Consider the following 11,949-nt stretch of genomic DNA (forward strand, 5'->3'; position numbering starts at 1 on the left):
GGCTATTTTTTAACAAAGTATAGCCTCAAAAGATGAGGTTAAGAATGTAAATTTATTTTGGTACCATTCCTTAGAGATTATCAGACCTTTAGTTTTGTATTGATAGATCAGTAAAAACCAGTTGTGCTAAAGTAGTTTTATATCATCTCTATTAAGTGTTTGTTTAAAATTTATCGAAAATCACGCTAAACGCGAAAACTTAAATAAGCTCTGTAAGTATAAATAACCATACCTAACATTATGTGGATGGAAAAATACAGTTGGTTATTTGTGTTGACAATGTTTGCTTGTACCTCAAAACATCAAACAAGTGTGACATTGAATCATCAGGAAAAAGAGGCTACCCAAGACTCTTATGCCATACCTAAAAAAAACTATATGGTAGTAGAGTTTTATAAAGGAGTAAGTCAAACCCAGGCACAGCAGGTATTAGACAGCTTAAACTGTACTTACCAATGGCAATCGGGTGACAGGGAAGACGACTCCCATCAAAACCAAGTTATCACTTCAGGTGTGGGGCACAAGTATTTACTCACCTTTTATGACCCCAAAAAACAAGCAGCGTTTTTGAAAAAAACTCAAATAAAACCTGCAATTTTCAGAATATGGGATGAGCACAACCAAAAGAGCTACACCTACAATAAAAACAATGCTTTGGTGGTGGTTTTTAAACTTAAGCAAACCGAAGATAACTGCAATCATTTGTTACAACAATGGAACTGTACTTATTACTCAGGAATGGATTCGGGTAAAGGGAAAAAGTATTTTTACTCTACGGGTCCCAAATTTATTGTAAACTTTCCAAACAAAACCCAGGCACAGGCTTTTATAGACGAGCATAAAAAAATGCCTGAAATACACGAAATATACCCTCCAGACTGGGGCATATTCAAAGATTAAGGAATGCTTGATTTTCAACGCCTTTCACTACATAAGTGGACTATTTTTTTAAGTTTTGGTGAACTATTTCTAACTTTACTACCAATTTTTAGATGATCTTGTAATATTCAATCACAAAGATTGTTTGATTAAAGGAGCAATCAACAAATAGTATACGCATTTGCTGGGTGATGCTTTGTTAATTTTTTTGACATAGCTATGGCTATGATCGCAACCGTCCCACAAGCTGGCTCAACAGCCGCTGGCTGTTGCCATCTCGCCTCAGAGCAAAGCCTCTACCCAAAAATGGGTACTTTATTTACTGGTTGCTCCCTAACTCAGTAATAGTTCTGATTCCAAATATTGTAATCAACATGGGAAAAAAAATATTGATCGCAGAAGACAGTTCTGTAATTCAAAATATTGCGACCAAAGTCTTGTCATTTCAGCGTTATGAGATCGACTCTGCCAAAGATGGTAAGCAAGTAATGGCAAAAGTTACCAAGGAAAACTATGACGTGATTTTGATGGATATTAACATGCCTAAAATGGATGGTATGGAGTGTTCACGTCAAATCAGAGCATTGGAAGATGAACAAAAGGCGAAAACGCCCATTATTGCCATTACCGGAAACGCCAAAAACTATTCACCAGAAGATTTTTCGGCGGCTGGTATCAACGATTTTATGCCTAAGCCGATTGATTTTGATTTATTGGTGCAAAAGGTAAAAGAATTTACCGGAAGCGAAGTGTAAAAGCTTTTTTTTGACAAAAGATATATGCTATTTGGTATGCTTGGTTTTATTCAAGGTTTACCAAATAGTTTTTTTTGGTAAAAAGGCATGAATCATCTCTATGAAAGTAAAGTACAATAATAAGTTTCAGCAATCATTAGAAGACTTGTTCAAACACATTGGCTACACGGTACGTTATGAGAAAGGAAATTTCAAATCGGGTTACTGCATTCTCAAAAACAATAGTGTAGTAGTTATCAACAAATATTTTACTCAAGAAGGAAAAATTAATTGTTTGATAGATATTTTAAGACAAATTCCTTTTGATCAGTGCAATTTGAACGAAGCCGATCAAAAACTATATGAGGGCTTGATGTCCTTACCCTCCAAAAGTAATAACTCTGCCGCTGGTAAAGAGTAACTAACTCATAAACATATATTTAGAATAATGAAAGTAACAGTTCTGGGAAGTGGTACATCGCAGGGGGTACCTGTAATAGCATGTGATTGCGAGGTGTGCCAATCGTTAGATTACCGAGATCAGAGGTTGAGGGCAGCTATTCATATAGAGGTTGACAATCAAAGTATTGTAGTAGATACAGGACCCGATTTCAGGCAACAGATGTTGCGTGAACGTATTACTTCGCTCGACGCTGTATTGTATACCCACCAACACAAAGACCACACAGCTGGTATGGACGACTTGCGTTCTTTTAACTTCAAACAAGAAAAGGATGTGCCTGTATATGCCCGTGCCGAAGTGATGCAGCAACTGAAGCAAGAATTTGCTTATATTTTTGTAGCAAAAGAAAAAAAATACCCAGGTGTGTTGAATATAGAAGAGTTCACCATTGAGAACAGACCTTTTGATATTCATGGTACCACAATTATTCCTATAGAAGTGCTACACCATAAGTTGCCTGTTTTTGGATTTAGAGTACAAAATTTTACCTATGTAACCGATACGAACTACATTGCCGACAGTGAAATTGAAAAAATGAAGGGAACAGAATACCTTATTTTGGATGCCCTACGCAAAGAAGAGCATATTTCGCATTTTAATATTGATCAGGCATTGGAAGTGATTGCTAAAGTGCAACCCAAACAAGCCTACCTTACCCACATTAGCCATAAAATGGGGTTACACGCAGATGTAGATGCAGAACTACCTGAAAACGTGCATCTTGCCTATGACGGTCTACAGATTGAGTGTTAGTACTTAGATAGTAAAAGAGAAAGCTTTCTTAATTTTATTTTATCAAATCAGCGAGTTATTTTTCCTGCATTTACGTATTACCTTAATAAGTAACCCTATTGCCCCAACAACTGGTTTTGAATGAAAATAAGCCTCTTAGCATCAACTTGAATAGGAGATGCATTTCATAGTTTAAGGGGCTTTCCTGTTTAATTTTCAGCACAAATTATAATGTCAGAAAAACCGACCTATGAAGTCCTCGCGCAAAAAGTAGCAGTGCTTGAAACACGCCTACAACAACTAGAACACCTCGATTTATTTTTTCAGTACTCTACAGATGGAATCTTTTTGATGATGCTCGATGAACCTGTGCACTGGAACAATACCATCGACAAAGAAACCACACTTGATTATATTTTTGCTCACCAACGGATTACGAGGTTTAATCAGGGAATTCTCAAGCAAAATGAAATGTCAGCAGAAGCATGTGAGGGAATGACCCTTGATGACATCTATAAAGCTAACCTAAGCAAAGGACGAAAGCTATGGGCTGCTTTTTTAGATGAGGGACGTTGGGAGTCGGAGCAAAATCTTTTGCTGACTTTTGCCAAAAAAACATTGGTGATAAAAGGAGTATACGAGGCAATATATGATGATCAAGGCAGGTTTTGTGGGCTCTTTGGTGTACATAAAGATATTACTGAACAAAAAAGAAATGAGCAGCAACTTAAGGAGATTCAACACTTTAATGAGGTGGTGTTTAACTCATTGGATGCCAATATTTGTGTATTAGACAAAGAAGGCGAAATAGTACAAACTAACCAAGCCTGGAAAGATTTTGCCAGGGAGAATGGGGGTGACTTTTCCAGGGTAGCCGAAAATGTCAACTATCTGAATGTATGCAGGGTAGAGGGGAGCTCTGACTTGAAAAGCAGGAACGACCAACAGGAAGCAGCAAAGGCACAACAAGGAATAAGAGCTGTGTTACTAGGCAAACAAACCCATTTTCAGTTACAGTACCCTTGCCATGGAAAAGACGAAGAAAGGTGGTTCTTAATGAACGTAAGGGCCTTGAATGGAAACATAAAAGGGGCGGTAGTTTCTCATGTAAATGTTACATCACTTAAAAAAGCCTACGATAAAATACAGGATAGTGAGCATAAGATGCAGTTGATTACCAATGCGTTACAACTGTCTATTTATCAGTTTATTTCTTATAAAGAGGACTTTATCCGGTTTGAGTTTGTGAGCGGAGGTGTAAAAGGAGTACTCAGGCAAAATGTGAATAAAACAATTGACCTTCAAGACCTGATGGGGAGTATTAGTCAAAACTATAGGCATGAGTTCAACGCATCAATCAAAGAAGCCCTTAAGAACAAAACTCCCTGGGTGATGGAGTTTCCGGTAATGGTTTCGCCAAATGAAGAGAAATGGTTGCTTGCCCAGGCTTTTCCAGAAGAGGCAGGCGCAGATAAGGTATACTGGAATGGTTTGTTGATGGATATTAGCTCACACAAAGCTCTAGACAGACACCTCCAGTTACAAGAGGCAATTATTCGCAATTTGAATGATGCTATTTTGGTGACAGAAGCAGAGCCGATTGACAAACCTGGTCCACGTATTTTGTATGTAAACGCTGCTTTTGAGAAAATGACCGAGTATGCTATAGGTGAAATAAAGGGAGAAACACCGAGGGTTTTGCAAGGTGCTAAAACAGATCGGACTGTTTTGGATAAAATGAGGAGTTCATTTGAAAACTGGGAGCCAATAGAGGTGGAGCTGATAAATTATACAAAAAGCGGAGAGGAGTTTTGGGTAAATATTTCAATTGTACCCATAGCCAACGAAACGGGTTGGTACACACATTGGGTGTCAATTCAGAAAGATATTACTGAACGTAAAAAACAAGAGGAAAAAATAAGGGCCAGCGAAATCAAGTACCGTACTTTCTTTGAAGAGTCGCCAGTAGGGGTGGCAATTATTGACCCTGATACCAAAAAAGCAGTAGAGTACAACGAGCAAGCAGCCACTATATTGGGTTATAATAAAGAGGAGTTTAAAGATTTAAGCTTGCTGGATTATCTCAAAAAAAATGAGGCTGAGATTGAGGAAGTAATCAATAAGCTGGATATGCAGATGGTGTTTACCTCTGAACAAGACATGGTGAAAAAGAATGGGGAGGACGGATGTATGTTGGTGACTCTCAAAAAGATAGAAATGGAGGGGCGGGAACTGGTCTTTAGTTTAAGGTTGGATCTTACCCGGCAAAAACACCTCGAAAACCAATTCAATGCATTTTTTGAAACGAGCCTTGACCTATTATCAATGATAAGTTTTGACGGCTACTTTACTAAGTTGAATAAAGCCTGGGAGCACACCTTGGGTTATACACTGGAAGAAATGAAAAGCCAGCCTTTTGTTGAATTTATTCATGAAGATGACAGAGCGGTGTCTGTGAGCGAAGCTGCCAAACTTACGAATGGAGGGAGCTCTATAGGGTTTATTAATCGCTATAAGCGTAAAAATGGACAATACATCTGGCTTGAATGGAACGCCATTGCTATACCCAGCGAAAAACTACTGTACGCCTCTGCCCGTGATATTACCAGTGAACTCAAGGCAAAAGAAAATCTGGCAATCAAAGAAGCCAAGTATCGGGCTTTATTTGAATATTCGCCTGAGGGTATCTTGTTGTTTGATGAGAGTGATTGGAAACCCACCGAATTTAATGATAAGGTAGTGGAGATTTTGGGGTATTCCAGAGAAGAGTTTAGGCAAATGCCGCTGCAGCAATACCTGGTAGATTATCCTGATCGTGCACAAATAGACGAGGTAGCCAAATTAGTAAAAAAGAATGAATCGCTGGAAAAGGAGATCAGGATGGTTCATAAGAATGGCGAGATAAGGATTATATTGGCTAAAATAAAATACATAGAACTTGCTGAGCATGGGGTGTTTTTTGATATTTGGGCAGACATTACCGAGAAAAAACGAGCAGAAGAAAATATCAGAGTAAGTGAAGAGCGGTTTCGTTCAGCAATAGATAGTAATCTGGACGCTTTTTATATATTAGATGCCTATTACGATGAGCAAGGCGAGGTAACTGATTTTACTTTTGTAGACATGAACAAGGTCGGGTGCGATGTGATCAACCTGCCAAGAGAAGAGATTTTTGGTGAAAAATTATGTGATATATTACCTCTCAATCGTGAACAGGGCTTTTTTGAAAAGTATAAACAAGTTTTTTTAACTGGAAAAACGCTGGATGAGGAGGTTTACCTGGAAGATGCCAAATTAAAGCTAAGCTGGATACATCATACAGTCATTAAGCTCAAAAGTGGCATAGCCATTACTACACGAGACATTCATCAGCGCAAGCGCAACGAAGAACAAATTTCAATTGCCAATGAACAACTAAGGACACAACAACGACAAATGGAAGACTTACTACAGGAAATCACTGTAAGTGAGCAAAAATTTAGAAGTCTTGCTGAAAACATAAAAGATGTATTCTGGGTATTTAAGAATGGTTCTATAGAATACGTAAGCCCGGCGTATGAAGATATATGGCAAAAAAGCATTCAAAGTTTACACAACCACAGTGATTTGCTTTTAGACAGGGTGCACCCTGATGACAAAGCACGTGTGCAGGAAGTATTTTATGGAGAGCACTTCCGTAAAACAGGTAATTTTAGTGAGGAATACAGGCTATTGAGAGATGATAAAACTGTACATTGGGTAGACGTACGAACCTTTCCGGTGGTTGTAAACAATACAACTTTTCATATTGTAGGCATCGCCAAAGATATTACCAAAAGAAAAGAAACAGAGAAACAATTGAGGCAACTAAACCTCAAACTTGCAGCACAAAACAATGAACTCATTACCCGTGAGGAAGAATTAAAACTTACAAATGAGGAGTTAAACGCTAATAAAGAGACATTAGAGGAAGCGTTGGATCAATTGGTACGGAGTGAAAGTAATCTGAAAGCTTTATTTGATAGTTCAGACCAGGCAATTGTATTATTAGACACCCAGTTTAGGATAATATCTTTCAACAAAGCGGTAAACTTGTTTCATCCTCAGCTAGAGCAAAATCCGCTGAAAGTAGGTAACTCAATATTCGGTCATTATTTTGACACGCTTGACATGAAGCAGGCTTATAGTAATAAGCTGAAAGCTTGCCTGGCTGGTAAAGTGATTATGTTTGAACGTCAGTTGAATTACCCTGACTTTGCGGGGGTACGTTGGGTAGAAACCTCACTTTACCCAGTGCGTGACCACTACCAACAAATCATTGGCGTGGCACTGAACGAAAAAGACATTACTGCTCAACGACACATTGCCCTTAAACTTAGAAAAAGCGAGATAAGGCTCCGTGGTGTGCTTAACAATACTGTGCAAGCCTTTTTTCTTCTGGATAAAAACCACCAGTTGTTACTTTATAATACAGCTGCAGTAGAGTATACCAGACAAGCTTTTGGCGAACAACTCAAGGTAGGGAGTGATTTTGTGGAGTTTATGCCCGAAGATATCAAAGAAGTATTTAACGTGAGGTTTGCGGAGGCACTTGAAGGTAAGTGGAGTTCGAGAGAAAGAGACATTGTATTTTTAGACGGTAGCAGGCACTGGTTCGAGGTAAACTATGCTCCAGTAGAAAGCCCGGAAGGAGACCGGGACATGGTAGTATTTTCTATGCTTGACATTACAGAGAGAAAAATGGCAGAGGAACGGGAAAAAAAATTGTTACAAGAGCAAATTAAGTATCAATTAGAGCAGGAAGCCCTCAAGCGCAGTGCTATTCTGGAGGGACAAGAAAAAGAGAGCCACCGTATATCGCGTGAGTTGCACGATAGCGTAGGGCAGATGTTATCTGCTTTGAGCTACCATCTCAATGACTTAGACACTATGCTGAAAGATAATAGGAACCTGGATGTTCCTATAGAAGGGGTTAATAAAGTAGATGTGACAGTCGAACGAGCAAAAGAATTATTGAAAGAAGTGATTCAGGAGGTAAGAGAAATATCACATAACTTAATGCCTAAGATTCTGACCGATTATGGTTTGATAGAAGCACTTAAGCAGCTAAGGGTTGACTTTGCGTCGGCAGTAAACATACCCATTAACCTGGACATTTTCTGTGAATCTGAAAGATTTGATGATAACATAGAAATTAGTATTTTTAGAATTACGCAAGAGGCAGTGAATAATATACTTAAATATGCAGAAGCTTCCGAAGTAAATATTCAATTGATAGAGCATGAAACCAACCTACAGTTATTGGTAGAAGATAATGGCAAAGGGTTTAAACTGGTTGATGTAAAAACAAAAAGTGGGAATGGGCTCATTAACATGGAAGAAAGAGCAAGATTGGTAGGGGGAACACTCTCGATAGATACTGAAATAAATAAAGGAACGTGCATTATGGTAGAGATACCATTGGAGCATTTTGGTAATGAACAAGCAAAATAAAAAACTATGATAACTTTTTATATTGTAGAAGATCATACAATTGTACGGCAGGGACTTAAGCAGCTGCTGGCAAAATACGCAGAAATGAAAGTGCTGGCAGAGTTTGGAGTACCTGATCAGATTATGGACAATTTGGCAAAAGGAGAACGCCCTGATATTGTATTGTGTGACATAAACTTGCCAGGGATGGATGGGCTGGCCTTGACCGAAAAAATTAAACAAAAGTACCCTGATCAGAAGGTAATTATATTGACCATGCATCAAAAAGAGTTTTATGTATTAAAAGCATTTGATGCAGGGGCAGATGGTTATTTTCATAAAGACACCGAAGAAAGTGAGCTCATTATGGGGATCAAAAAGATATACAATGGTCAAAAGTATTTTTGCCAGTCTGTATCGCAAATCCTTATTAACCGTTTGCTTGACACAAAAAACTCATCGGGTAAAACCTTGTTACCTACACTTACTTTCCGGGAGAAAGAAGTGCTGGAACAGGTAGTGGCAGGTTTGGGCAATCGTGAAATAGGCGATAAGTTATGTATAAGTACCCGCACTGTAGAAAATCATCGAGCAAATATATTGAGAAAGTTCGGTTTGAAAAACACGGTGGAGCTGGTAAAGTTTGCCATAGAAAATTCTTTAGTTTAAACTAAAGGGCAAAAAATATACCCCAATAGAATCGAGGTATATTTTAGGAAAGTAAGTGCAAGTACAAATACAACAAAATATCTTTGTGCTAAATTTTATCTCTGTTGGAAATTGAATAATATGGGTGTTTTATTGAATCATTCAATTATAACAAATATAATAACTTCAATAAAATATCTCAATGCGTAAAGTATTGGGTTTGATTGTAAGGGTAAATACTTAGGAAAGTAAGTGTAATTACTTTTGTTTTGATGATCTTAAGTAGTAATGCTTTCTAGCTTTTCTTCCAGTTGTTTGCAGTAGTCAATGGCATCTTCAAGCATTACCCTTTGGGCATCGTTCATTTCTTGGTGATATTCCAGCTTACTTTGTAATTCTTGGGCGTGTAATTCTAGTTCTTGAGTGATTTTCTGAATTTCAGATTCATACTTTTTTTTGAGTGCAATTAACTCCGCCTGAGTCCATATTTTAGAGCGGCGGAGTTGATTTTCATAATGCGTTTTGATTCGCTTTACTTTACTTTCTTGTTGCAAACAAGTCATTTTTTGTTTTTTTATCATAGTGTCTTTTCATTGGTTCAAACAAGATAGTTTAATGATCGATTGCCTCGTCAAGCGTTGAGGCATATTGAATATCCATTTGTTTGTATTTACCATCTGGAAAGCTGCTTTCTATCTTTTGACGACCAATTTTCACACTTTGCATAAAAATAGTATCGCTAGGCAAAATTTTTCGATGAGTAGTGAGCCCTTGATAATACATGTCCTCTTTCCAGCTCACAAAGTACCATTCCATAGAGGGTTGGTGGAACACTTTTAGGTTACGTTTATCAAAAATTAACTTGGTAACCTTTTCTTTGGTCACCAGGCTTCCTATATACTCAAAAGTTTCTTTAAACTCTTCTATGGGTATGTAGTTAGAAGTAGCCGTTACAATACAAATATGTGGTAAACTTTCTATGGTTTCTACTTTAGTGTATTTACTTACTCTCTTGGAAATCAAGTTCATTGTCGGGATCATATCAATTATATTTATTGTACTTTAATACAATTATAACCCATAGCCCGACAAATTGTTTATGACATTGGTACTTAGTGCATTAGTTCTCGTTTTGCCTGAATAATACATTTTGGTAAGGGTAGGGTATTTCAATATTGTGCTTGCTAAACGCTTCCTTGATTTGTTTCAATAAGTCGCATTTCATCGTAAACCCATCACCAGAGTTTTCAGACCAAACATAAGCCCTTAGGGTGACCGAATAATTGTTAAGCGTGATGACCCGTACCAATATTTGAGGCACTCCTTCGGCTATTTCTTCTTCGGTTCGGTTGTCTATACAGTTGGGATGTTTGAGCGCCTGCTCAGTCATAATTTGAATAGCCTCGTTAATGTTGGCATTGTACCCTATGTCTACTTCCACAAAGTTACACACCCTTTCGTCGGTAATGCTTGAATTGAGAATTGTAGCCGAGCTAATAATAGAGTTAGGGATGACAATGCGTCGGTTTTCCAAACTATTGATAATGGTGTGCCTTAATGTAATATCCTCGACTGTGCCAGGGTTTTCTTTACCTACTTTGATAAAGTCGCCTACTCTAAAAGGTTTAAAAAGTACAATAAAAACACCTCCAATGATATTGGAAAAAGCTTGCTGAGACGCAAAACCTACAATGGCTGCTAATATACCCGCACTTGCCACCAATGTATTCCCTATATTTCTGAGTTGAGGAATAGACCTAAAGATGACAATGAGTGCAACCATATATACAGAAAATGTTACAGCATTTTTAAAAAAATTATAATTCGTAGGATCACCCTTGAGCAAGTGCATCGCATTTTCAAAATACTTGTTCAAAAGCCTGTTTAAAATTTTAGCAATAATGGTAGCAGCTAAGAAAGTTAGCACTACAAATAATATATTTTGAGTAACTCCAAGTTTTAAATATTCCATATGATAAAAACATAGAAATTTTGCCTAAAAAAGCAAATTACTCACAAAAAAAGCAGGTGAGGTGTGTATACACACCTCACCTGCTTTTCTTATAAAAATCCTGAACCTGAAATTATAGCAGTATAATATTTTAAAAATCAACTATTGATCATAGGTCATTGTTGCTAGATAACCATCAATGACATTATAAATCTATGGTTTCGCCTATATCAAGCAAAATAAGCTCTTTACCTGCCTTTTTGAAAGTTTCTTTAGCTGCTTTATGGTCTATTTTTATATAACCAAACGTGTCGTAATGTATACCCACAATTTTGTTACATTCAATAAAGTCAGCTGCTATTACAGCGTCGTCTATACCCATAGTAAAGTTATCGCCAATAGGCAGTATTGCAAAATCCAGTTGGGCAAACTTAGGAATAAGCTGCATGTCCAGCGTAAGTGCTGTGTCTCCTGCGTTATAAAAAGTTTGTTCATTGCCATATACCACAAATCCACCTGCATTGCCCCCATACGAACCGTCAGGCAGCATACTAGAGTGCACCGCGTTTACATATTTTACCTTACCAAAGTCAAATTGCCAATTGCCCCCATGGTTCATAGGGTGCCCCTTCTCTATTCCTTGGTTCTGAAACCAAGTCACAATCTCATAATTTGACACAATAGTAGCATCCGATTGTTTAGCTATTTGAGCTGCGTCGGCTACATGATCGCCGTGCCCGTGGGTGAGTAAAATGTAATCTGCCTTTATATCTGCTACCTTAATATTTTTGGCTAGTTCATTATCGGTGATAAAAGGGTCAAATAAAACGGTTTTTCCGTTCATTTCTACCGAAAAGCATGCATGCCCGTAAAAAGTAAATTTCATGATGTGGTGATTTATTGAATGATTAAAAATTAGTTTCGCTTTTGTTTACAAGTTAAAAACATGTAAGCTATTCCTGACAATCATTGTTTAAAAAACTCACAAAAAAACCATTGGGTATCATCCAATGGTTTTTACTTGTGTGCCTGGCATGCAATATCACTTGGTGGTTCAAGTCCACTACGCGCCCATTAGCGGGAAGCGTTAG

10 protein-coding genes are annotated in these 11,949 nt (G+C 37.7%); 6 read left to right on the forward strand and 4 right to left on the reverse strand.

Going from position 1 to position 11,949, the window contains the following annotated elements; genetic code table 11:
- Positions 1-246 precede the first annotated feature (246 nt).
- From Q0954_RS30170 to Q0954_RS30195, 6 genes are all read left to right on the forward strand, one after another.
- Entirely contained in the window at positions 247-900 is a 654-nt protein-coding gene (locus Q0954_RS30170; RefSeq protein WP_299464380.1) for a hypothetical protein, read from the forward strand.
- A gap of 353 nt (positions 901-1,253) precedes the next feature.
- The gene (locus Q0954_RS30175) at positions 1,254-1,634 is read left to right on the forward strand and encodes a response regulator (protein ID WP_299464383.1); all 381 of its coding nucleotides are present in this window, start codon (positions 1,254-1,256) and stop codon (positions 1,632-1,634) included.
- A gap of 100 nt (positions 1,635-1,734) precedes the next feature.
- Entirely contained in the window at positions 1,735-2,034 is a 300-nt protein-coding gene (locus Q0954_RS30180; protein WP_299464386.1) for a hypothetical protein, read from the forward strand.
- A gap of 27 nt (positions 2,035-2,061) precedes the next feature.
- The gene (locus tag Q0954_RS30185; RefSeq protein WP_299464389.1) at positions 2,062-2,829 is read left to right on the forward strand and encodes an MBL fold metallo-hydrolase; all 768 of its coding nucleotides are present in this window, start codon (positions 2,062-2,064) and stop codon (positions 2,827-2,829) included.
- 210 nt (positions 2,830-3,039) lie between these two features.
- The gene (locus Q0954_RS30190) at positions 3,040-8,280 is read left to right on the forward strand and encodes a PAS domain S-box protein (RefSeq protein WP_299464392.1); all 5,241 of its coding nucleotides are present in this window, start codon (positions 3,040-3,042) and stop codon (positions 8,278-8,280) included.
- Between the two features lie 6 nt (positions 8,281-8,286).
- The gene (locus tag Q0954_RS30195; RefSeq protein WP_299464395.1) at positions 8,287-8,928 is read left to right on the forward strand and encodes a response regulator transcription factor; all 642 of its coding nucleotides are present in this window, start codon (positions 8,287-8,289) and stop codon (positions 8,926-8,928) included.
- A gap of 257 nt (positions 8,929-9,185) precedes the next feature.
- Here Q0954_RS30195 and Q0954_RS30200 read toward each other — a convergent pair whose 3' ends face one another.
- The 4 genes from Q0954_RS30200 to Q0954_RS30215 all read right to left on the reverse strand — a co-directional run bounded on the left by Q0954_RS30200 (position 9,186) and on the right by Q0954_RS30215 (position 11,744).
- Positions 9,186-9,488 carry a hypothetical protein gene (locus tag Q0954_RS30200; protein ID WP_299464398.1) on the reverse strand — a complete coding sequence of 101 codons (303 nt, stop codon included), beginning with the start codon at positions 9,486-9,488 and terminating at the stop codon, positions 9,186-9,188.
- Positions 9,489-9,519: 31 nt separating this feature from the next.
- Positions 9,520-9,936 carry a hypothetical protein gene (locus tag Q0954_RS30205; protein WP_299464401.1) on the reverse strand — a complete coding sequence of 139 codons (417 nt, stop codon included), beginning with the start codon at positions 9,934-9,936 and terminating at the stop codon, positions 9,520-9,522.
- Positions 9,937-10,027: 91 nt separating this feature from the next.
- Entirely contained in the window at positions 10,028-10,783 is a 756-nt protein-coding gene (locus tag Q0954_RS30210) for a mechanosensitive ion channel family protein (RefSeq protein WP_299464404.1), read from the reverse strand.
- Positions 10,784-11,063: 280 nt separating this feature from the next.
- A complete protein-coding gene (locus Q0954_RS30215) occupies positions 11,064-11,744 on the reverse strand; it encodes a metal-dependent hydrolase (protein WP_299464407.1) in 681 nt (226 codons plus the stop codon).
- Positions 11,745-11,949 lie beyond the last annotated feature (205 nt).

This window comes from uncultured Microscilla sp. (assembly GCF_947493425.1).
GTDB lineage: Bacteria > Bacteroidota > Bacteroidia > Cytophagales > Microscillaceae > Microscilla.